This window comes from Vibrio sp. Vb1166 (assembly GCF_033338695.1).
In the GTDB taxonomy this organism is placed as follows: domain Bacteria; phylum Pseudomonadota; class Gammaproteobacteria; order Enterobacterales; family Vibrionaceae; genus Vibrio; species Vibrio alginolyticus.
Window position 1 is genome coordinate 123,505 of record NZ_JAWOTE010000001.1, and the last position, 26,299, is coordinate 149,803.

Genomic DNA, 26,299 nt, shown 5'->3' on the forward strand with positions numbered 1-26,299 from the left:
TGAGGAAGTTTAAATAAAAAGGTGAGCGCATTACGCACTCACAAAAGTAACTGCTCTGAAGCTTGCTAGGATTAAATTTGCTTCATCGCGAGTTAAAGAGGCGAGGTATTACCCATCGACCTCATGCAGAACACTATACTCAGAGTATAGAAACGAGCGTAAATATATAATATTTAAAAAGATTTTCAACGCGACACATTCACCACAGCACCTGCCGAGCAACCATCACAATCACTTCATACACACCTAAAAGCAACATTGGCCTAGTTATTATAGTTATTCAGCCTTGTATTAAGACGATTCATTAATTCGAGTAACTTATCAATAAAGGCAATTATTTTGATAAATATCACAAAAAGTCCCAAAGAAATAAAGCGAGCTAAACGCTCGCTTTATTTATGCCGCATTTTTTAAAGTTTTGTTATCACTAAAATATCGGTTGTAAACAGCACCTAAGGAGGCTGTACTTGCGAAACGATCATAGTTAAATGTTGCTAGAGCCTCTTCGGCAGAGGCGGAAAGCTTGTTGGTACCATTTACATAAATCGTCACTACCCCCTCCTTCAGTCCTGAAAGATCTAAATCAGTTGTCCATGAGTCTGAAAGCACGGTAGCCATTCCTGTGGCTTCTGTACCATCAGCGTCGACTGCTTTAATATCTATGAACTCACCATCTTCAAACCGTTCACTGCTACCACTTACTGTCATGCTTTCCACTCCAGTAACATCGTTGATAACGTCTAGGTGTATTGTCGGTGTAATTGGCATGGAGTAAGCCGTGTCCTGACTACCGGTATTCCCTGATAAGTCTTGGTAGTCACGAACAACCAACCCCACATTGAGCTCCGACGTGCTTGGTACCACCACATCACCAGTCCAAACACTTGGGTCCGCGGTTGCCACTAATGAAGTGATCGTGGTACCACCTAACTCCGCCACAGCACCTTGCAATGCTTTATCGAATTCCAGCGTTACCGTCACGCTTTGGCCGATGGCTTGGTGCTCAGGCGTAAACGTCACGTTAGTCAGCGTTGGCAGAGACTGCGCCAGTGTAAAGCTCTGACTTTCACTTACTTCAATGCCCGCTGAGTTCGTCCCCGTCACCATCACAGTATAAGTGCCATTGGTTTGGTGACTCATATCCATCGCGTCACTGGTCCAAGTGCCACCGGCTTGTACCGTTGCACTGCCGCTTTTTAGTACCGTCACGCTGCCTTGAGCTTTTACTTCAAGACGCAGGGACTGACCGTCAAAACGTGTCGACGTGCCTTCGAATTGTAGCGTGGCGGCATGCGTTTCATCCACATTGCCCACTGGCGTGATGGCTAAGGTCGGCGTGATCGGCATGGAGTAAGCCGTGCTCTGGCCACCGGTATTTCCTGATAAGTCTTGGTAGTCACGAACAAGCAACGCCACATTCAGCTCTGACGTGCTTGGTACCACCACATCACCAGTCCAAACACTTGGGTCCGCGGTTGCCACTAATGAAGTGATCGTCGTACCACCTAACTCTGCTGCGGCGGATTGCAGATCTTTATCGAATTCCAGCGTTACCGTCACGCTTTGGCCGATGGCTTGGTGCTCAGGCGTAAACGTCGCGTTAGTCAGCGTTGGCAGAGACTGCGCGAGTGTAAAGCTCTGGCTTTCACTCACTTCAATGCCCGCTGAGTTCGTCCCCGTCACCATCACGATGTAAGTGCCATTGGTTTGGTGACTCATATCCATTGCGTCACTGGTCCAAGTGCCACCGGCTTGTACCGTTGCGCTGCTGCTTTTCAATACCGTCGCGCCGCCTTGGGCTTTCACTTCAAGACGCAGGGACTGACCATCAAAACGTGTCGACGTACCTTCAAATTGTAGCGTGGCGGCATGCGCTTCATCCACATTACCCACTGGCGTAATAGCTAAGGTTGGTGTGATCGGCATGGAGTAAGCCGTGTTCTGGCTACCGGTATTCCCTGAGAAGTCTTGGTAGTCACGAACAAGCAACGCCACATTCAGCTCTGACGTGCTTGGTACCACCACATCACCAGTCCAAACACTTGGGTCCGCGGTTGCCACTAATGAAGTGATCGTCGTACCACCTAACTCTGCTGCGGCGGATTGCAGATCTTTATCGAATTCCAGCGTCACCGTCACGCTTTGGCCGATGGCTTGGTGCTCAGGCGTAAACGTCACGTTAGTCAGCGTTGGCAGAGACTGCGCCAGTGTAAAGCTCTGGCTTTCACTCACTTCAATGCCCGCAGAGTTCGTCCCCGTCACCATCACGATGTAAGTGCCATTGGTTTGGTGACTCATATCAATCGCGTCACTGGTCCAAGTGCCACCGGCTTGTACCGTTGCACTGCTGCTTTTCAATACCGTCGCGCTGCCTTGGGCTTTCACTTCAAGACGCAGGGACTGACCGTCAAAACGTGTCGACGTGCCTTCGAATTGTAGTGTGGCGGCATGCGTTTCATCCACATTGCCCACTGGCGTAATAGCTAAGGTCGGCGTGATCGGCATGGAGTAAGCCGTGTTCTGGCTACCGGTATTCCCTGATAAGTCTTGGTAGTCACGAACTAGTAACGCCACATTCAGCTCTGACGAGTCTGGTACCACTACATCACCAGTCCAAACACTTGGGTCCGCGGTTGCCACTAACGAGGTGATCGTCGTGCCACCTAACTCCGCTGCGGCGGATTGCAGATCTTTATCGAATTCCAGCGTCACCGTCACGCTTTGGCCGATGGCTTGGTGCTCAGGCGTAAACGTCACGTTAGTCAGCGTTGGCAGAGACTGCGCCAGTGTAAAGCTCTGGCTTTCACTCACTTCAATGCCCGCAGAGTTCGTCCCTGTCACAATCACGGTATAAGTGCCGTTGGTTTGGTGACTCATATCAATCGCGTCACTGGTCCAATTGCCACCGGCTTGTACCGTCGCACTGCTGCTTTTCAATACCGTCGCGCTGCCTTGGGCTTTTACTTCAAGACGCAGGGACTGACCGTCAAAACGTGTCGACGTGCCTTCGAATTGTAGCGTGGCGGCATGCGTTTCATCCACATTGCCCACTGGCGTGATGGCTAAGGTTGGCGTGATCGGTAATTCGTGAGCGGTGTTATCCTCACCTATGTTGCCAGTCAAATCTTTAAATTGACTAACAACCAAGTCGACACTTAACAGCGCGGTGCTCGGAACTTGTACATCACCAACCCAGACCTTTTTATCTGCCGTTGCTGACAGAGAACTAATGCGATTGCCGCCAAGCGTAGCGGTCGCCTCTTGGATCTCTTTATCAAACTGAAGCGAGACACTCACGCTTTGCCCCACGCTCTGATGCTCAGGGTTAAATGTCACATTGGTCAGTTTTGGTAAGGTTCCTTCAACCGCGGTACTTAAGCTGCTTCCTTTTCCAGGAATGGTGTTGGTACTTTGGTAGCTATCGTCCTCTACCTGTATTGTTATGTTTTTATCTTGCTTTTCTGGACTGATGTAATTAACCGTCCACGTAACGTTGTCTGAAGTGGACCACGTATCTTGCTTTAACGTTCCTGTTGCGCCGTTATCACTAGCGACAAGATGGACATCTGAGATATCAAAGTTCGTAACTTCTTCTGTAAAGTTAAACGTAAGTGTAATCTCTTCACCTCCAAAAAGAGGGGCGCTTGAGGCGGTAGAGATACTTAGCCCGGGAACGGTTGCCGCTTCCACATGCGCATCAATAGAACTTTCACTCTTGTTATCCACCTTGTCTGTTGCTGCCACCGTGATCGTATGATCGCCTTTCGGTAACAAATAGCTTATAACATAAGGCCCCGCTTCAGTTGTCGGCTCAGTAATCGCTTGAGGAGCCACTGTGCTACCACCACTCACCGCTTTTGACGTGACGAGATTTAAATTTTTATCTGTAATGTATGCACTAATTTCTAGTTGATACTTATCGTTTGTCGGCACCTTAGAGGTTTGATTAGCACTTAAGCCCGAAATACTTGGAGCGTCATAATCAACAATAGATTCGATAACCTTTCCATCATAACTTTTGCCTAGTAATTCAAAGCTTGTATTCTCTCTTCCAACTGAGTCCGTCACCGTCACCTTAAGGGTATATGCCCCTTGGTTATCGACGGCAAAGTTCATCATTCCATTACCACTAGATGAGATAACATCACCTGAGTAACGCAAGGAATCACCGAGGCTTGGAATAAGCTCCACAGAATATTGTGAAGCTTTCACTCTTTCTCCTTCCACCGTAGATACCGTAAACGGCTGGCTTGCCTTGGTTAAAAACAGTTTCCCACCCTGCAAACTCGTAATTCCATCGAAATCAACTGTGACTTTAGGAACACTAATATCAATGACTTTTCTGATATCAGAATACAGTCCGACGCTATCTGTCGCTTTGATATCAACCGTGATTGAACCACGCCCCTCTAACTGAGATTTCGGTAGTTCAAAGTACGTAGATGAACCGTTCCCATCCTCTACTCTTTCTTCTTGATAGCTTGGGTTTAAAACCGAATAGTTTACTTTTGCCAGGCTGCTACCAGTGTCCGTTATGTCGAAACGAAAACGAACATTATCTGGATTTGTTGGCGATTCAGTTACGATAATCTCATCGCCAACACTTGGAGGTGTGTTGTCAACTTTAATATCAACGGTCGCTTCACCGACTCTCGACCACACATCCGTTGCAGTAATCGTTGTCCTGATCGTTTTTCCATCCGCATCGCTAGGAAGTTCACTTGTAAATGTTGAACACTTGTAGGTTGGATCATCTGCACACACCTCTAATTGTGCAAACTTCTCCGGATTATCTTTATAGTTGTAGGATTCCGTTCCAAATCTGGCCATCACATTGTCTAGTCTAGAGTTTTCATACAGCTTAATTCTGAACTTGGCGACAAGCTGCTGACCATTAATGGTTGTGTTTCCAACCGGATCAGTAATTTCAACGACTACCGAACCTTTAGGTAATTCAAGCAGTAGATCGTGCTCTGGCGTCAAGTTTCCTGCTAAATCAGATAAGTTCTTGATTTTGTATTCTTGAGTTGTACTCAGGCCATCAATAATATCGGCATAGGATTCAGAATACGTACACTTGATATTTCCAACACCTTTGGCACAAGTCGTTGGTGTATAAGCTTTGTTGCCAAGATTACGAACCAACTTTGGATATTCATCTGAACTTTCGGTATTCACGCCTGATAAAGCATCATTAAAAGAGAGCTCAAATGTGAGCATCTTCTTCTTCAAAGCTTCATCAAACCAAACATCACTTCCTTTAAAACTGTATGAGTTACCATCCACGACTGTCGGTGCATCAATATCCACCATCGAGAAATTGAACTTGTTGATCGTTTCACGCCCATTTGTACCCAAGGTTTTAGTGATCAAAGTGACAGGTGCTTTGGTCATGTTTTGCCCAACATTGACACTACAACTGTAAGGTTCTTGCGATACGTTGATAACACCAGAAGTTGGTTGCTCATTAGTTGGTGGCGCATCTAGAGAGTTGTATTCTTCACGAACCCAACACTCTAACGTTTTGGCTTTGACCGCACTCATTGTAGTAAAGGTGACATCAAGAACACCATCAGATAAGTAATTTTGGAAGTCCAGCGGGCTTTCAACTGTTAGAACCACGCCTTCACGCTGTACGCTAAAGGTTTGGTTTACTTTTCCAACCTTTCGGTCTTTTTCATCAAGGTAACGAACTTTGTTATAAACTTTGATATCAAGTTCATAATTACCATCTTTGGCAATTTGTGTAGAAAGCAACGTTGCAGTCCAAGTGCCATCTGCGGTTTCTGAGAACGTAAAGTTAGTCCCGTTTTGCTCTCCAGAGAATCTATACGTTGAGTCAATTCGATCAACGCCACTATCATCAACAATATCAAGCGTAAGTACGATATTCCCATCTTGATAGATGGTGTTGTTTGTAATTGGCGTTCCATCCGTGTAACTCATCGCCAGCGTCACCTGCGGGATTGAGTTGTACACTTTGACGGTAAAATCTTGCTCATCACTGGTTAAGGTTGTGTTGCCACGAACATCAGACCCTTTTAAACGAATCTTGTGTGTACCCGTACCTAAATCACCAAGGCTCACTTTGAGATCCTCATTGATTTTTGTACCAGGAGAGCCAGGTAATGGTTCCAGATCGCTAAACGTCCAATACTCTAGGCTTTCTCTATTTACGCCATTAATTGAAACATCACCGTTAGCATTTAGGTCTAGCGCCGTTAGGTCAAAGACATAGTTACCTAAGTAGTAGTCATTCGCATTGAAACCACTTAATCCTAATGTTGGCCCATCACGATCAAGAATAACCTTGTGCGTGTTAGAACTAGACTCAAAACCATATATATCGGTTGCTTTTACATACAATGACGTTGTTTTTTCATCTTCAGAAATGTCTATTTTATCTGTGTCACTCTTGATAAGAGACATGACAAACTCTTTAGATGAATCCGTTGGCACAATTGTCTTAATTGGCGAATCTTTACCACTTTGATACAGCGAGACTTGCTCAAGGTCTGAATCGTCTATTACGGATTTAAATCGCACATTGAACTCACGCCCTATGACATAGTTCTCTTTAGACAATGTGTCTTCAACCCAAGGCGTGTTTAGGATGATTTCAGGGCCTTTGTTATCGACTTGGAAGGTAAATTTCCCTGTTGTACTAACATTGGCAGGGTAAGCGTTGTCCGTCGCAGTGACGTAAAACTCATTCCATTCATCGTAATCAAATGCTTTTGAAACCAGTTGGACTTTGACGTCAGGCTGTTCACCAACTAGGTATGGTACGTCACACTCCTCTGTTAGAGGGTCACAGCTTTCTAATGTCAGAGCCTGACCAGATCCGCGGCGCAAATCTATTTTTACGTTATTGCCAGAGCTTAACGTCCCCCAATCAATGACAGGTGTCCATTGGTTATTACCACCTAAACGGCTTTGAACCTGCTCACTTTTTACAATAGGAGCTTCAGAGTCGATACGAATATTGAATCTCGGAGCGGTGCTAGTTAACTCTGAAACGGAGTTACCTAAGTTGTCCTCTGCTGCGGCAACAACTAACCAATCTCCATCACCAGGATAAATCGTAGAGCCTTGATTTGAACAAATCTCTCCCGTACATAGTTTGACTTTAAACGCGTCTTTCGAGTTACTTGCAAAGTTTTCTGGTGTGTATGTTACTTTTTCACCGGTTTGCTGGTAGAAAACAAGGCCCCTCGAGGCAAGCTTATCACCAACAATATCCTCAACCTTGAAGGTTAATTCATGAGTATTGTTCGCATTTAAATAAATACCGTTTTCTACAGGTTTACCATCGACATCATTGGGTGGAAGGTAACTGGCCTTAGGGAAATCGTTATCAATAAACACCGATTCTATAAACGGAGATTTACCATTATAACCATACGCATTGCCATGTGGGTCCATAGCACTGGTCTCCACGGCAAACTCTATAATGTCTTTTAGTTCACTAGACTGGGAGTTAAGGGTGAAGAAGTACTCTTTTCGATAAGCATTGCTGTTGCCTGAGTTTTCTACGATGTTGATGTCCAGTGGTATTTCAATATTTGGCTCATTGGCTTGATACCACATCGTGCTAAACTTCGGACCGTAAGCGTCGGTTCCTACAATACCAGAAGGATCGTCTAGGACAATTTTAGAAACAACCTCGCCAGCGATATAAAGCCTATTACCAACCATCGTCTCTCTACCGCTTTCAATGGTTAATTTTGGCTGCGGAGGCAAGGTATCGATACTGCTACCCTCTGTATCAAAAATGTTCTTACCATTTAAGTCAGGATTAGCCATCGAAATATCATCAGCATAGAGCTGCGCGATATTGGTCTCAATACCGTATTTGCTCGCCATGATTTCATAATAGGATTGCGCCAGATCTTTTCGGTAAGTTTCAGCGCCAAACGTGTAAGAATCGAGCGTAACTTGACTTCCTCCGGCCCCTATACCATTTGCTTTTCCATCGTAGCTAAAATCATCGTAAATAGCAGATGCAAAATCTAATGAGTTATTTCTTGGCATTCTCTCGGCAATACTATCAATTGCTTCAACAAGGAATCGGTGTAGATAGTCATTTGATGGCTTGTCTGGAATCGCTTTAGTCGTAAGCATTTCATTGGTTGCATAAGACACAACCGTTGGGTCAAACCCAAAGAATGAGTTGTTATTCGTACCTGATAACGCGTAGCGCACCTCATCAAGAATTTGAATCGCACGTTCTGAAGTTTTCTCTCCCGCTGTCACTTGATCCCACTGGAAATCAAACAAACCAGTCTGATATGTCGATAGTTCAGTAATATAGTAAGTTTGAGAACCGTTGAGCTTAAAATACACACCAATATTGGCCTTGTTTAAGTCAACCGTTACTTTCTTGGTCCCTGGATCTCTTTTCCATTGGTAATAGTATGGCTCACTACCTTCGATACCAATTAAACGAACACGCATGAAATCATAATTCACTACGTCAGTTGTGGTTTCACAGCTCGCTACGTCAAGAGCCATAGACTGGTCACTTTCCAGTTGCTGGATAGTGGTACAACTTGCAAGTGAAGTGAATTCACCACTTGGGCTCAACCCTTCAAGTTGAGCTCGCGCACCAATAAATGGTGTCACCACTTTTATGGTTGGTAGGTCAAAGCTACTTCTAAAATATACTTCTCTTGGAGTGCTTTCGTTATCAGACTCATCGACGGTTTGAATGACTAACTTTTGACTACTGTTTTCTGATACCGATTTAAAGCTGTCACCCAAAATATCTCTTACAAAAGGAATGTAATAGATGACATCCTCTACTCGCCCATTGCTATCTAACAGCGTTTCGTGCGGAATTTTTGCGATGTAATCGTTATCTGATGCGGTTGTGTCAATAACTTGCTGAAGTGAGTAGTTGTTATCGTTGTTTTGGCTTACGTAGTACTTGACGACGAGCTTTAGCTTATTAGCGTTGGAGCCTAAAACCGTATCGGTATTTACGTCTGATACTTTCACACGAACATAAGGGATTTTATTCTCTTTCAATAAATTAGCGTTGAAGTTACTAAAATCTATCCCTTTTAATGAGTTCTGAATCCCTAAACTTGCGTACGCATAGTCAATCTTCAGGAAATCGCGGCTTGCTTGAACATTGTCTGGGGTGTACGTATCTTGAGAGTAGATACCATCGTAAGTGGTTCGTTCACCATCTAAACCCACATTTACGTACGTCATTGACGTACCTTCAGGATAGGTTATCGTCTGTGCTGGCGCTTGATCGTCACGACTTACTGCATGCTGCGCAGAGCCCGTATTGCCTTTGCTATCCTTCGCTCGAACCTCAAAGACCGTCGTAGATAGGAATTCATCAGTTGGGTAAGCCTTACTAAACTCACAAGCATTTCCAGACTCTACAGTGACAGGAGAACATGTGACGCCCTCATGTAAGCCATCTTTAAATGAAATACTGACCGAACTAATCTCTTGCGAGCTTTCTTTTACAACTCCTTTCAGAACGTATTCTTTAAGTTGGTTATTAATTGCACTCGCCGATGTAATATCGATAACAGGCGCATCGTTATCCCATTTAAAGTTGATATGAAGACCCGAATGGCTGCCTGGAATTAACTCATTACCCAGTACATCCGCTGTATACAAGACTAACCGTGCTGCTGTTACGTTTGAGAGCCCTGTGGCAGGGTTCATATCTACACTATCGATCTCTTTGGTATTAATGTTAACTTTAACGTTGGTCTCTCGAAGGCCAACTTCAAAATCATCAAATTCAACCGAACAGAATGTGCTTCCAAAATCTTGTATGTCGTTACATTGAAATTCACCAGACCACGAGCCATTAATCTGATACTGAATAAAGGCGGATACGTCTTCTACACCGATATCATCAACAATTTTTAGGTCAACTTTATCGGTGCCTGCAAGTACATCACGGTCAATGCGTGTCACGATAGGCGCTGTGGTATCAATCTCCGTCCCATCTCGCGGTGGAATGACGCCATCTGTACTGCCATATGTACCTAAGTCATTAAGCTTCTTACTAAAGTCGACATAGTCGGCAGCATCAGTACCAGAAATATTGATACTTGGGTCGTTTACCACGATCAAAACGTGCTGAGATAAGTCACGTGTGTAAACGTCGCTGTTTATCTTTTTCTGTCCAAAGCTGAGGGGAGTCACTGCTCCTGAAGTCTGGCTCACTTCAAGACCATCAAGAACACCATCTGCAATAACATCCCGATATTGGATGTCAGCGAAATGCATTGAAGTGTAGACGTTATCGCTGTTGCCGTATTTTTTTATAAGATCGTAAGAGTAAGACGAGTATGCAGTTAATAAAGCGCCGTATTGATGCCCAGCACTAGCAAAACTGCTTTGCCCACCTTTGGTTATATCAATAGGTTTGGTCTCATTTACGTCAAAACCATACATGCTATTGATACTACCCAAAGCGGTTGAAAAGGCACTTTCATCTGTGGCCCCCTGAGAAATTTTGTACTTTGCCAAGCCTGCTGCCAAGTTCGACAGCGGAGTAAGCATTAACTTTTGCTCACTCCCCTCTTTAAAGTTCACAACACCTTCAAATTTAAGTGTCTTCGCATTGCTCACAGATACCGTTTCATTTGTAAACGGATCGGTATAACTCCCCTCTTTTGCAACAACAAAAAGAGGCATTGACGACGATTCAAACTCTAGCAGATAGTTTCCGAAGGCATCAGACGTCGTGTTAGCCAACTTCCGACCTAAGTTTCCATTTTTGAACTCGAAAACCTCAATCTTGGCGCCATTGACTGGGGCGTCAAACACCATACCGGAAATGCTTCCTTTGCTTCTAGCTGGAGGTGTGTTGTCTCCTCCATCACCACCACCACATGCACTCAATAAAAGAGATGTAAGCGTAAGACCTAATGTTAATTTCAGCGTATTTTTAGCGAACATAGTAATTTGGCAAAATATATTTTCCCGAGATTATATTATTGAAAAATATTTTCTCAACGTGACATTAACACCAACAAAATAGGCATAAACACCAAGCCAACCGTCACTTTGACTGAATTATTAAAATTATTTTTACATCCTATAATTATTAACTTAGTTAAAACAGAGGAATTACTCATGCTTTAATGCTAGTTTTTATTTAAAATATTATACTCTACGCACAACTGTCAGTATTGATAAACCAACAAAACTAATGACTATTTTAATAATAAAAAGGAGTGTGCAAGCTCCTACCGTAGCCCTTATCACTACTGCGTTAATCATATTGATTAGCGTATCGCTTTCTCACTACTTCCTCACTCCTGTGGATAGGCTACCTACCATCAAGCCTTTAGAATTCGAAAGTGAGAATGTGCAGCCATCAATTAAAAAGAAGACTCGTAGGCAAAAAATCACTACCGGTGTTGTTGAATACTCTTTTGTCGCTTCATTATTAAAATCAGGAGTGAGTCAAAAAGAGATCAACTTGCTATTAGCACTTATCAAAAGCAAGTTTAATATTATTGACTCTATTAAAAGAGGTGATAACTTTATCTTAAGAACTAAATTAAATAGTAAAAATGAAACTTACATTAGTTCTTTTTACTATTTAGGCAGTAAAACTGATTTATTTATTATCAATGATGGTCACGGTAACGTATTTGATGAGCATGGTGTGTCGATAAATAATCAGTTCATGTTTTCTTCACCCTTTGATAAAAACTACAGAGTGAGCTCTGACTATGACTTAAAGCGAACACATCCAGTGACCAATATAACGACTCCGCACTTAGGCACTGATTATGCCACACCTGTAGGTACACCGATTCGTAGTATTGCTGATGGCATCGTTTTAAAGTCCCGCTACAACCGTTTTGCAGGCAACTACATTAATATCCGCCACACAAATGGCTCTGTATCACGCTACCTACACTTATCTCAGCGCAACGTCCATGTTGGAGAGAAGATCAGCCGAGGACAAGTGATAGGGAAAACGGGTAACACAGGAAGAACAACAGGGCCGCATTTACATCTTGAACTGCACATCAATGGTGTTCCGGTTGATTACGAGCGATACATTCAAAGGCACCCAAACACTGACGTAAATATAGAAATGCTGATTGCAGCGAGAAAAGAAAAAGCAGAGTTAACAGCGGAATGGCAACGGTATGAGCAGTCAAATAGGTAACAACAGCCACTTCGATTCGCTCTTTCTTCATTTATCTGAAGCGAGTCCTCGTAACCTTCTGAGCGCTTCGTAGTCTGTCGCCACTAACCAATTTCAGGATCAAAAAGAGCCGCTACATGCGGCTCTTAATGATTATAATTTCCCGATATCCCATCGGTTTCCCCTTAACCAAACACGTTGTCCTCTTGTTCTTGAACGCAAATGGTACGCGCCCTATCATGTTCACGTAAAAGATCAATAAAAGAATAAAATGATTACTCATTGTATTGGCTAGATATCTAATACAAAGAGGCCCAACAATACCTCTTTCTTACTTTCTAAACAGTGACGCTGTCACGATTATGAGTGGTTTCTATCATATTCAGCGCTTGCCTTTCTCAGCCCTTCTAAATCGTCTGAACATAAAAATCTCTTCAGGCTGTCGATTTTCTTATCAGGCCAATCATATATCCTAAGAGCAAGCAGTTCGTCTATCGTCTCTCGAGAAAAGCGATATTTGACATGCTTAGCTGGTGACCCCGCAACCATGCTGTAAGGCTCAACATCTTTCGTCACCACACTGTTTGCCGCAACGATTGCTCCTTCTCCGATAGTCACACCCGGCATTATCATGGATCGCATACCGAGCCAGGCGCCATCGCCAATATGAGTATCTCCTTTCCCGACGTACGCTTCTTCAATAAAGTCCATAAATGGGTACAAGGAGAACCAATCAGCTCTATGTGTACTGTTTCCCCCCATAACAATGACAACTTCCGCTGCAATACAGACAAAGTCACCTATATGTAACTTATCAATCTTCCATTTTGGTTCCCAATCTCGGCTGAACTCATCGCCTTGTAGATATCTTACAACAGACTCTTCAAAACCGGCGTCCCAACAATCACTGTAATAACTATGTTTACCTTTAATCGTTATATTTGGGTTCGTAACAACTTCATGTAGCAAAGTCACCTTAGACCAATGCTTAGTTTTCATGAATACTCCTATAAATACTATCTAATAAAACACTGTAGATAGTATGTATCTAAATAAGCTCTAATAATTACGTAGTGCCTATTACCACTAAAATTTACTTCACCACTGAGCTAATAATATGGTAAGCAGCCTCTACTCTTTCTGCATTAGGGTAGTTTTTATTCGCCAGAATCACTATGCCTATTTTTTCAGAGGGTACATACGCGACATATGCCCCAAAGCCACCTGTTGAGCCCGTTTTGTTATACCAAATGTCTCGACCGAGAGTACCGGATTCACTTGCTTGAACCGGTTTAGCGTTGAGAATTACGTCGCTGGAGTTACCTTTCAATAATTGTGAAAGTGAGACGGGATAATCATAACCTTCCCACCCTACTGCTTGCGTAAATGTATCGGTATTAAAATACTTAATGTGAGTTTGCTCTAGCGCATTCTCCATATCATTATTCAGTTGCGCTTGCCCCATATTTGCTTCGATATATTGAAGCATATCTGAGCTCGTTGATTTAATACCATAGGCTTGCGCATCAAGAATACCTGGATTAACTCTAACGGGGTTTCCCTCAGAACTATAACCAAAAGCATAGTTATTAAGCTTATCCTTTGGTACATCGACAAAGGTATTGGTCATACCGAGCTCAGGCAGGATGACGGTTTCCATCATTTCCGTATAGTCTGACTTCATACTCAAGGCACCGATGTAGCCAAATAGACCAATACTAGAGTTTGAGTACTTCCTCTTAGTACCGGCTTCGTACTCCGGTTTCCACGTTTTGTAGTACTGCATCATTTCAGCGTCGTTCGTTACTTCGCTAGGGAATTGCAATGGTAGACCACCTGCAGTGTAGGTGGCGACATTAACTAGCTTGGTATTACCCAGAGCACTATTCTCTAATTCTGGAATATAATCTTTGACCTTGTCATCCATGTTTAGCTTACCTTTTTCTTGGGCGTACCCAGTCAAAGTAGCAGCAAAAGTTTTACTGATAGAGCCGAGTTCAAAAATTGTGTCGTTGGTGACTAAACTCCCCTTACTTACGTCAGCCAAACCGTAATTATAAAAATAACGTTTACCATCAATCGTTACTGCAACAGCCAACCCCGGAATGTCGTATTCGTTGATTAATCCTTTAGCGCATTCATCAACTACGCTCTTTAATTGACTGCTAACCGTTAACTCCGTTTTCGCAAACGTGACGAAAGAAGTGAGCGATAAAATGGCCAGCAAGGCATTGTTTAACTTCATTGAACCCTCAATTTTTTAATTTTAACTTATAATTAATTTCTAGTTTATTCCAAGGCTTTTAACTTTTTATATAAAAGTAATCCTGACTTGAAGAACTCCAATCGTTAACCCTCGATGAATAACACTGTGTCTTCAAATTTTTAGTGCGATATAAACAGGTCTAAACCTGATCACCGTTGATAGGTAGGCCGGTTAGATACGAATGTAAGTAACATCCGTTTCCAAAATGGGGAAATAGTGTACTCAATTACGCTTTCTCCATATCACGATAACGGTATACTAGGTAGATATACTTGGTATATACAGATCCACATCCTCACAACGCTTTAGAACCACTTTTCAACGTCTACAGAGAAAACGATGCCATTTTCACTACACTTCGAAACTGGAAAAGTCACCAGCCAACAACTTTACTCCGAGATATACCAAGGGATATTAGAAGGCAGATTACGATCAAATGAGAGATTACCGTCAACCCGCATGCTGTCGAAAAAGTTAGGCATAGCAAGAAACACTGTCATTTCGGTGTATGAGCGACTTCAGTTCGAGGGGTGGATAGTAAAAAAGGCAGGATCTGGCACGTACGTAAGTAATGCTCTAGAACAAACGGTGAATCAAGATAAGAGACCAATAAAACACTACCAACTAGGGGTGTTTGGCACTAACGCATCGAAGAAGCCAGAGATCATCGCACCAAAGAATCTAGACTATGACTTCACTTTAGGCGTTCCTGATCATCAGAGAATAGCAAAGCATATTTGGCGACACTCAAGACTGAGTAGGCTCAATGCATTAACTCCAGAGTTTGCACATGGCGGTGATTTACAAGGGTTAGCTTGTTTACGAGAGTCTATCTGCGAGTATGTGAGACACTCGAGAGGCGTAATCTGTGACCCTGAAGACATCATCATTACTCAAGGGTGCCAGCAGGCAATAATGACGACTCTCCTTACATTACTCTCTCCCGGGGATCTCGTGTCGACGGAAGATCCAGGATATCCTGTTTTTCGAAATCAAGCTCGATTACTTGGCGCGCAAATAGGCTCCGTGCCGATGGACGACCAAGGTGTTGTCGTTGAATCAATCGCTTCTAATGCCAAAATTATTTATACAACGCCTAGTCATCAGTTCCCTTTAGGCTTTAGCTACTCAGCTGACAGGAAGTTAGAACTGCTGAGATGGGCAGAAGTTAATAACGCAATCATTATCGAAGATGATTATGATTCGGAATATCACTATCTCAATACCAGTAAGAAAGCTCTCAAGTCACAAGACAAAAATGACTGCGTCGTTATGATAGGCAGTTTCTCTAAAATACTATTTCCCGGCATACGCATTGGCTATATGATTCCGCCAAAGTCTTTAATAGAGCCAATTTCAAATATGTTATGGCACTTGGGAAGAAGTACATCTGTAGTGTCTCAAATCCTACTTGACGAATTCATGCGTGACGGTCATTTCTCTCACCATTTACTCAATATGAATAAAATCTACAGCGAAAGGTATAATAAGCTAACTCAATTAATTGACAACATAGATTGCTTACAACGTATTCCAAGCCAAGGTGGATTGCATATAGCAGCTGAAGTATCGGGATGCGCGACACAAATGATGAATAAATTTGCTTCATCAAATGTAGCGGTTTACCCATCATCGCATTTTTCTATCAACAATCATTCTAATGCCCTCTTATTTGGATTTGGCATTATTCCTACCCAAAAAATAGAAAAAGCATTTGATATTATTCAATCAATATTGGATTAAAACAGATATAAAATTATCGTTTTGCTCGGTATCAATTTATCGTCGCAGTTATCAGCATCAGGGCGACAGCCAGCGTGGAACGCTTTTCAACCCAATAAGGGTTCAATACGAACTGTGTCGCTCTGACACGCTTGGTTTGGCTTCAGCCCCAACACTATATTTCTTCGACTGTAAACGTACTAGGTTCAAAGTAAAGCGACGTATCACGCTGACATTTGCAGCACTACCAGCAACCCTATTGCGTAAATCATCTTCTTTTAAGTTCACATCGAGCATTCAATGAACCTTATTTTTCTAATATCGAACAGTAAGTTCTGCTTAACACTCTATCAAAACACTATCTTTCGCTAGATGTTAAAGAAGAAAAGACTTCAAGGTAATTAAGGATTTGTTATAGACTATTGACCTACATAATAAAGAGCACAATCACGACATTAATCTCCAGTGATTTACCATACCGCTTCATGAGCAATTGGGATATAAATTATCGAAAAATACCAAACCATAAGTTAATACGCTGCTAACGGCTCAAAAAAATAACGAAGTTGTAGCGCAATTATATCAACATCATTTTCATGTAAAAAATAACGAGCGCCTTGGACACCGATCTCCCAATTATCTGAGAGGTTGTAGCCAACTTCTGCACCAATATATCCATCAAAACCATCCACTTCCGTCGTTATCTTGCTGCCTTGATACGTACTTTCAATATCGGTATCCCAGAACAAGCCCCCCAAACTCAGTTTTGCGGACCATGAATTGTATTGCCAGAACTTATAACCGATGTCGAAGCCCATGCCCTTAACAAGGAGTGGGGCTATAGATGCGACATTGGCGTGATAGTCTTCTGGTGAAGTAGTAGCACTACGCAATGTAGCACTACCTTCACCCATATCAATATAACGAATAGTTCCAGACCATTGATCAGAAAAAGTATATCCCAACCCGACAGAGCGATAGAACCCGGTGTTGTCAGTAGAGATTACGTTATCACCTTTAACAGCATCACGCTCATCTGCATGGCTTGACCCCATTTGAACATCAACATACCAGCCCGCTTGACTACTAAAACTAAACACAGCAATTAGTGCTAGAGCACTGTTTCTTCCATAACGTTGCATAGCTCCTAACAAAATCAAAAGCATCAACACCATGCCACCCAATGATCCTGCTGAAGTATTTTCAACCTTTACATCTCTTACCAACTTAACGGTCACTATAACTTTCCCCGCGTCTTGCAGGCCTTGGCTATCCTGAATGATATATGTCAACACATCATTGCCTTCAAACCCTGAGGTAGGGGTATAGGTCACGCTCTGATCTGCATTCATGACCGCCTGCCCATACTGCGCTTGGACTGAAACCAACTTCAATGTGTCGTTATCCGGATCGGTATCGTTAGCAAGGACATAAACCGTGACAGGGGTACGATCATCGGTGGTAATATTATCGTCCACCGCATTCGGATTCTGACTGTTTACCACATTTACCGTCACCTTCGCCGATCCCGTTCCACCATTACCATCCGTTACGCTATAAGTGATCAAAGCCTCCCCGTAGTACTGTGGTTGAGTGACATAACTTAGTTTGTTATCAACCACACTAACACTACCAATATCTACAGAAGCGCGACTTACCTTCAGCCCATCACCATCAGCATCAGCATCATTGCTCAATACATCGATCGTCACCGTACCATTGAGACTAACAAACGCATTGTCGTCAATCGCTTGAGGGAGTGTATTATTGCTTACACGAGCGGCAACGACGCCAGGGTCAACGACACTGCCATTAGCCAATCCGTCATCATCGTTCGGACCACCGTCTTCAATGGTAAGTTGTACACACCAGTCACCTTCAGTCAGACCCTGTGACCATGAACTGTGCCCTGGTGGCGGACAATAACCAGCCTCGCCAGCACTAGAAGAAACCGTGTTTTGAGCATCCTCAATAAAGTCTATCCACCCCTGTTCAGCGTTATACTTTCGGTACACTGCATTTGCTGGAACAGGTAAACGCTGAGGCAAAACTAATTGATAGCTTTGGCCGGGCAGCGGCAAATTAGTTACTACAAAATCAAAGATTCCCCCTATGCTCTTCATGTTGATATCTTTAGGAAGCTCCTCATCCAGCAATAAAGCTCCTCCTGTTGCGTTAGTCAGAATGGTTATTCCTTTGCGTAAACAGACACCTGGCTGCCCCTCAATGAGGAAGCGATCTTTTTCTGACACAACCTGTTGAATTACGTTACAGTCAGAAATTGCATCAAGATAATCAGGGATACCATCACCATCACTATCATTATGACCTTCTTGATCATCCGGGATTAAGTCGCCATCACTGTCTTCACTCCCGAGCTCCGCCAATGTTTGTACCACTTCTAAATAGACATTCCGTGTCACTGATAATGGTGGAGTGCCATTGTCAGTAACTGTCAATTGCAAATTGTAAATCGCTGAACTCAGTAATTGCGGAGAGAAAGTCAATGTTTCGCTGTACATCTGCCCCGCAATCGCTTGGTTAAGTACATCGCTATCACTACTCCATCTGAAACTGTGTATATCGGACATATTGGCATCACTAACACTGCTCGTGATTGTGACCGGTTCAACACCATTTTCAATTTGGCTCCGCTGCTCCCCCGCCTGAGATACACTTACCGTGACCTTCGGAGCCACATTCTCTTCAAAGATTGTCAAGGTGTAACGACGCTTACTACCTAGATTAAGGGTGCTGTCCAGATCAATCACTAAGGTTTCAACGCCCTCATTTTGTCCATCATTAAGTAGTTCGAACGAAAGTTTGCCTTCGGTACCACTAGGTATCACCACTTCACCAGAGGTGAGCGTGTGGTCATCACTGTCCGTGCTTCCTGAAACCGTATAAGGTATGATTACTGGGTAGCTCGGCGAAGGACCGTTAAGGTGTATCGATACGCTATGATTGGTGCCTTCCGTGGTTTGCGCATCTTTGGAGATACTTATCAGTGGATACACTGTTACCGTTTGACTAGCTTCAGCGACGTTTCCATCAGAGTCTTGAGTGCGCCAATAGACCGTATTAGTTCCAGGTCGGAAAAAGGTCGTGCTGTCGACCAATGAAACAGGTAATAGCTTGCCTGTACTATCTCGTGCCACAGCAGAGCCTAATGCAACTTTAGTAAAGAGCGAAGTTGCGTTCACTTCGATATCTGAAGGTGCGGCTATTGTTGGTGCGTCCAATTTCGCACTTTTAATTGTCACGATTGCTTTCGCGGTGGCCTTTCCACCGTTACCATCTTTCACACTGTATTGCACTGCCACTGTACCAATTGAGGTCGTTACCAATTGGATTTGACTGCCCACAATCGTTGCCGTTCCAGATGTAGGTTTAACCCATTCCAGTTGTAATGTATCTAGATCAACATCGCTGTCGTTGCTGAGTACATCCAATAAGTAGCTACCATCGTTACTCTCGGTAAAGACATAGGTATCATTAACCGCCACTGGCTCATCATTAACGTTGATTACCGTGATGCTAAACGCTGCTAAAGATGTGCTTAGCTCACCGTCTGAGACACTAATAACAATATTATTGGTGCTGCCAACATGCTCATTTTCCGGCGTACCACTTAGCAACCCAGTTGCTCTATCAAAGGTTGCCCATGATGGTTTATTGCGGATTGAAAAGCTCAAGCTACTACTATCAACATCCGATGCCTGCAGCGCAAAGCGGTACGTACTGCCTTCGTTGACGGTAAGAGCAGGAGTGCCACTGATCACTGGCGCGTCATTGACATTGTTAACCACAATACTGAATCTATTGAGCATTGTGGTCGTGAGACCATCAGAAACCGAGATAACAATGCCCTGATATTTGCCAACATCACCATTATCTGGTGTACCACTAAGCGTGCCTGTTGATGCATCAAAGCTAGCCCAAGATGGCTTGTTCACGATACTGAAGGTGAAGGCTTGGCTGTCAACATCTGACACTTGTGGCGTGAACAGATAGGTGCTGTCTTCATTCACTTGTGTTGCTGGTGAACCAGAGATAACGGGTGCATCGTTAACGTTATTCACAGTAATCGAAAAAGCTGACAATGAGGAAGAAATAGAGCCATCGGATACGCTAATCACGATACCTGGATAAGTCCCCACATAACGGTTACTTGGCGTGCCAGAAAGCGCTCCTGTTGTCTTGTCAAATGTAGCCCAAGGTGGCTTGTTAGCTATCAAGTAGGTCAGAGTATCCGCTGGGTCATTGTCCAATGCCGCGGGCACAAACTGATACACACTATCTTCATCAACTTGCGCCGATGGGGTACCCGTAATCACTGGCGCGTCATTAACGTTATTCACCGTGATGGTCACTAACGCCACTCCAGAGGTAAGTTCTCCGTCACTTACGCTGTAAGTGAAACTGTCCTGACCAAAGAAGTTACTGTTACCCGTATAAACCGCGTGATTGCCTGTGACGGTAACATTACCGTTGACTGGCGATTTTACAATTTGATAGCTCAAAGATGAGCCTTCTGCATCGTTACCATTTAAAGTAATGGTCAGCGGTATTTCTTCCTCTCCCGTAGCACTGATATCGGTCGCGGTTGGTGTATCGTTGACTGCATTAACCGTCAAATCGACACGAACCTCTGTCGAGTCGAGATCACCGTCGTTGACCTTGAACAAGAAGAAGTCGGAGCCATTGAAGTCCGCTTCTGGTGTATAGCGCCAACTATTATTGGTCAACTGCTCTAGCACGCCATGACTGACTTGCTCAGTGATAAGATACTGCAGAGTGTCATCATCGTTATCAATATCTGAACCAACCAGCGTGATCACCAAACTATTGTCTTCATCAAGCGTTTGTGACTGTGCTTGCGCCATTGGTGCGTCGTTGACTGGTGTTACTGTCATGGTCACTGTTGCGGCGTTAGATACAGCACCTGCTAAGTCTGCCACCGTATAGGTGAAGCTATCTTCACCGAAGTAGTTCTCATTGGGGTTGTAAACAATCGCTCCTGACGCCGTCACGTTCACACTGCCATGTGCTGGCGTATCGACGACTGTGACACTAGTGAGTTCAAAACTGTCTCCAACATCGGCATCACTATCATTGCCTAATACATTGACCTCGAAGGAGCCTCCCTCTAGTAGTTGTGCACTGTTATCAACAGCAACGGGGGCATCATTCACTGGCGTAATATTGAGCGTGACGGTTGCAGGCACTGAGACTGCTTGACCACTATCGGTTAGCATGTAGGTAAAGCTATGTTGACCATTAACGTTCGCTGTTGGCACAATCTTTAAGGTCCCATCGACATTGACACTGACCGTGGCAAAACTGTATACCCCCTCTCCTTGACCAAGATCTTGCAGGGTAATACTACTCGGGGTGAATGACCCATCTTCAATATCACTGTCGTTACTTAAAATATCGAGTGTCGATGTGATATCTTCATCAAAAGTAAAACTGTCTTCCTCCGCTACTGGTGAGTCATTGACGGAACCGATATTGACGCTGACCGTGGCCGCAAGAGAAACGCCGCCTTCACTGTCTGCGATCGTGTAAGTAAAGCTATCGCTACCATTTTCATTCGGATTCGGCGTATATACAAAAGTGCCTGCAGTTTGATCAATGGCTACTTGTCCTTTTTGAGGCAAACTAACTAACGATAAATCACCCGTTGGGATGCCATCTTCAACATCCTCCGCTTGACTACGCGCGCTGACTGCTGCGCTTGCGGTATCTTCGTCGGTGTTGATGGTCAGCGCTTTAGCGACTGGCGCATCATTTATAGCCATGATAGTGACGGTCACTGTCGCCTCTTGCGACTCCTGCAGCAGGGCATCTTTCACGGTATAGGTAAAGCTATCTGTGCCTGTCTCATTATTATTTGGCGTATAGGTAACAACGCCGTTGCTGATCGACACCTGACCTTTAATTGGTTGCGTTTTAATCGTTGTAGAAGAAGCGACCATGTCATCATTAACATCGGAATCGTTGGCTAACAGACTAAATTGTTTCGCCGTATCTTCCTCAGTCGAGAAGCTATCATCAACTACCGTTGGCGCGACATCGTAGCGTTTGGTCACAGTATCCGTCACTGCATCAGATGCGTTGCCTGCGGCATCGGTTACCACCACGCTTACTGTCAACGTCCCCTCTTGCAAAATAGTGACGTCAATGCCCGTTACTTGCATGGTCTCCGAAGAAATTGTTTGACTAGCGCCGTCAATGGTCGTGGTACCGTCGGTCACGCTATAAGTGAACATCGCGTTCACTTCAGCTGCTGCGAAGGTAAAGCTCATCGCCTGTTCGTTGGTTTTGTTAATGCTCTCCTGATCAATGCTGATGCTATGTCCAGTCGGGATCCCCGTATCCACTGAGATCAACAACTGAGTCGCTGCTGTATTGAGGTTGCCAGCTGCGTCGCTAAATTTCTCGGCTGCAACATCAATAGTTGCATCCTCAGTGCTTTCTTCTGCAGGTGTAAAGGTAGCCGTGTAACTGGCGCTACTGCCCGCAAAGTTAGAAAGAGTTCCTCCAGCCACGGTCACATCGGCTTCGGAAAAATCAGTTGCGGCTTCACTCAAGGTAAACGTGAGTGTTGCCGTTTCACCCGCTTTCAACGCAGCGCTGGAGCTAGTGATACTAACGGTTGGAAGCACAGTATCGACGCTGATGGAAAGTGGTGTAGCTGCACTATTGGTGTTACCAGAGGCATCGGTAAATGTGCCTGTGGCAACTTCAATAGTACCGCTCGTCGCACTCTCTTCCGTTGGTGTAAAGGTCGCAGTGTAGCTGCTACCACTGCCAGCAAAACCAGACAAAGTACCGCCACTAACCGTGATATCCGCCTCGGTAAAATCGCTCGACGCTTCACTTAAGGTAAAGGTAATGGTCGCCGTTTCGTCCGCTTTCAGCGCCAATTTATCACTGGAGATAGTCACACTCGGCACTAAACTATCAACGGTTATAGACAGTTGAGACGCAGCAGTGTTGCTATTCCCGGCAGCATCGGTAAAGAAATCTGCCGCCACGTTAATCGTCGCTGTACTTGTACTGTCTCTATCCGGCGTAAAGGTGGCCGTGTAATTGTCACCGCTGCCCGCAAAGTTAGACAAACTGCCGCCAGTGACGGTGACATCTGACTCAGTAAAGTCACTTGAGGACTCACTTAAGGTGAACGTGATACTCGCCGTTTCGCCAGAGATCAAATCAAGGTCTGAGCTGCTCAAAGAAACAGTTGGCCTCACGTTATCTAACGTAATTGTTGTGCTATCTATACTGGAGGTGTTGCCCGCCGCATCGCTCTGGCTCGCCGCGACCGTCAGGGTGCCGTTGTTAAACGCACTTACATCAAACTCACTGCCAATAGTCGTCCAAGCCCCGGTATTGCCGGCCGTCACCGTACGACTGACTGAGTTGTTATTGTCCGTGATGGTCACGGTCACACTATTGCCAGCCTCCGCGCCGGAGCCAGCAATCAGCACATCATTGTCTTCTGCCGCATTGACGATACCGTCGATTGCAATCGGCGTGGAAATGGTAACAGCGGATGGCGCTGCGTTATCTAGGGTTACGCTCTGGGTGGCTACGGTGGAGATATTACCTGCTATATCAGCTTGGGTTGCAGACACAGTCAGGGTGCCATTGCTCAAGCCACTGATATCCAGCTCGCTGCCGCTCAACGTCCAGTTGCCTGAGTTGTCGGTCGTCACCGTACGACTGACAGAGCTGTTGTTATCCGTGATAGTCACGGTCACGCTGTTGCCTGCTTCCGCGCCGGAGCCAGCAATCAACACATCGTTATCTTCCACTGCATTAACAATACCATCGGTTTCAATCGGTGTAGTGATGGTCACAGCTGATGGTGCGGCGTTATCTAAGGTAATGCTCTGGGTGGTCACTCTGGAGGTATTACCCGCCGTATCCGATTGCGTCACAGCAACTATGAGTGTGCCGTTGTTCAGGCCACTGACATCAAGCTCACTGCCGCTCAACGTCCAGCTGCCTGAGTTGTCGGCCGTCACCGTACGGCTGACAGAGCTGTTATTGTCCGTGATAGTCACGGTCACGCTATTGCCTGCTTCCGCACTGAAGCCAGCGATCAGTACGTCGTTGTCTTCTGCCGCATTGACGACCCCATCAGTTTCAATCGGCGTATTGATGATTACAGCAGATGGGTCTGCATTGTCCAGAGTAATACTCTGGGTGGCTGCGGTAGAAGTATTACCTGCTATATCTGCTTGGGTTGCAGACACAGTCAGGGTGCCGTTGTTAAACGCACTTACATCAAGCTCACTGCCGCTCAACGTCCAGTTGCCTGAGTTATCGGCCGTCACCGTACGACTGACAGAACTGTTATTGTCCGTGATAGTCACGGTCACGCTGTTGCCTACTTCCGCGCCGGAGCCAGCAATCAGTACGTCGTTGTCTTCTGCCGCATTGACAATACCATCGGTTTCAATCGGCGTGGTGATGGTCACTGCTGATGGGGCTGCATTGTCTAGGGTAACACTCTGGCTAGCTGCGATGGAGATATTACCTGCTATATCTGCTTGGGTTGCAGACACCGTCAGGGTGCCATTGTTCAGGCCACTGACATCCAGCTCGCTGCCGCTCAGCGTCCAGTTGCCTGAGTTGTCGGCCGTCACCGTACGACTGACAGAGCTGTTATTGTCTGTGATAGTCACGGTCACGCTGTTGCCTGCTTCCGCGCCGGAGCCAGCGATCAACACATCGTTGTCTTCTGCAGCGTTGACGATACTGTCAGCCTCAATCGGCGTAGTAATGCTCACTGCGGATGGTGCTATTGTATCAATGGTGACACTTAACGCGTTGGATGCCGAGCTAACATTATCATCGCTATCAGACGCTTTAGCACTTATTGCATGTGTAATACCAGACGCCAACTCATTGGTTGTTATCTGCCAGTTTCCTCCAGTAGCAGTGCCTGTGCCAATAACCGTTGCACCTCCACCGACTTGATCACTGTATAAAGTAACGATCGATCCACTCTCGGAAATCCCACTAAACGTTGGAGTAGTGTCACTGGTAATATTATCAGTATTTAATGATCCGGTATCCGAACTAGCATCTAAATCGGGTGTAGATGGCGCATTTGGCGTGGTATCGACCGTAGTAAAGTTAAATGTGGCATCATCGCTGATCCCAGCGAAGCTATTATTTGCGCTGTCAGCCACGGCACTGGATTCAATATGAATGGCGTAGGTCCGGTTCCCTGCCAGATCACTGGTTGGGTTTAAGTAAACTTTATTGTTGGTAACACTGATGCGACCAGCGCCTGGTGATGTTGTTGTGCCATCGCTTTCGGTGGCAACATTAAATACTTCAAAGTCGCGACTGTCGGTAACATTACGAATGGTAATATTGCCGCTCTTCAGCTCAATATTTTCATCGAAGGCAATCTCGATGTTGTTGCTAACAGAAACATTGGTTGCATCATCAGTGGGAGTTGAGCTCGCACTGACAAAAGTAGGCGCGGTAGAGTCTGAAACCGCAGCGTCATCAATCTTGATACTTCTGATAAGATAACGAGAGTCAGCACCCGGACTTCGGGTAAACGCCATAGTCACTGTATCAACGTCCTGCCATGCCGAATCATTAAAATCTGTACCACGGGTCAGGGTAAACAAGTCCTGTAACCCTGAGTTTGCTTCACCACCTTTTGGCAAGGTGACAGTTTCGGTCACTGTTTGAATATCATTAGAGAAGCCAGTTAACACAAGTTGATACGTTTTATCTGAGTCTCGGGCCGACCCCTGCATATAGGTAATTTCGTCGAAACTGAAGTTAGTACTTGATTTCTCAAAAAAGCGGAAGCCACGATTGTTGAACTCATTAATCATGGTATTTGAGTAAAGAACACCAGCTACAAATCCGAGGTCATTTAGGCCAGTAAACGGAGTGCCATCCGAGCTAGTGCCCGCATCTAATACCATAGATACAGTACCTGCATTGGTAAGAGTGACTGAGGGCATACCCCCTGTGACGCCGGTCTCCACCTCACTAAAATTGGAACCTGAACCATTAGAGTAGTTAATCGTTTGCTGTGCAGCCCAGGCTCCACCGGAAAAAAACGCTGAGAACACCCATGCTGTTGTAATTGCGATCGCAACCTGACGATGTAATCTCATTTT

At 44.8% G+C, this 26,299-nt stretch carries 7 protein-coding genes; 2 read left to right on the forward strand and 5 right to left on the reverse strand.

The annotated features are described in order from the left end of the window. Positions 1 to 396 precede the first annotated feature (396 nt). Positions 397 to 10,938 carry a tandem large repeat gene (locus tag R7E51_RS00510; RefSeq protein WP_318127884.1) on the reverse strand — a complete coding sequence of 3,514 codons (10,542 nt, stop codon included), beginning with the start codon at positions 10,936 to 10,938 and terminating at the stop codon, positions 397 to 399. Positions 10,939 to 11,191: 253 nt separating this feature from the next. Here R7E51_RS00510 and R7E51_RS00515 point away from each other — a divergent pair, with 253 nt between their 5' ends. Beyond that, the gene (locus tag R7E51_RS00515) at positions 11,192 to 12,166 is read left to right on the forward strand and encodes a peptidoglycan DD-metalloendopeptidase family protein (protein WP_021707562.1); all 975 of its coding nucleotides are present in this window, start codon (positions 11,192 to 11,194) and stop codon (positions 12,164 to 12,166) included. 339 nt (positions 12,167 to 12,505) lie between these two features. Here R7E51_RS00515 and R7E51_RS00520 read toward each other — a convergent pair whose 3' ends face one another. Then, a complete protein-coding gene (locus tag R7E51_RS00520; protein ID WP_005373432.1) occupies positions 12,506 to 13,144 on the reverse strand; it encodes a CatB-related O-acetyltransferase in 639 nt (212 codons plus the stop codon). Between the two features lie 94 nt (positions 13,145 to 13,238). Further along, a complete protein-coding gene (gene ampC / locus R7E51_RS00525) occupies positions 13,239 to 14,390 on the reverse strand; it encodes a class C beta-lactamase (RefSeq protein WP_206957490.1) in 1,152 nt (383 codons plus the stop codon). Positions 14,391 to 14,750: 360 nt separating this feature from the next. On the opposite strand from ampC, the gene pdxR reads away from it, so the two are divergent. Next, complete coding sequence (gene pdxR, locus R7E51_RS00530; protein WP_017821907.1) at positions 14,751 to 16,154, forward strand: MocR-like pyridoxine biosynthesis transcription factor PdxR; 1,404 nt, start codon at positions 14,751 to 14,753, stop codon at positions 16,152 to 16,154. 102 nt (positions 16,155 to 16,256) lie between these two features. Here pdxR and R7E51_RS00535 read toward each other — a convergent pair whose 3' ends face one another. Together R7E51_RS00535 and R7E51_RS00540 are read right to left on the reverse strand one after the other, a co-directional pair. Then, positions 16,257 to 16,430, reverse strand: coding sequence for a hypothetical protein (locus R7E51_RS00535; RefSeq protein ID WP_017821908.1), 174 nt, complete (start codon positions 16,428 to 16,430; stop codon positions 16,257 to 16,259). A 233-nt stretch (positions 16,431 to 16,663) separates the two neighbouring features. Continuing rightward, complete coding sequence (locus R7E51_RS00540; protein WP_206957488.1) at positions 16,664 to 26,296, reverse strand: Ig-like domain-containing protein; 9,633 nt, start codon at positions 26,294 to 26,296, stop codon at positions 16,664 to 16,666. Positions 26,297 to 26,299 lie beyond the last annotated feature (3 nt).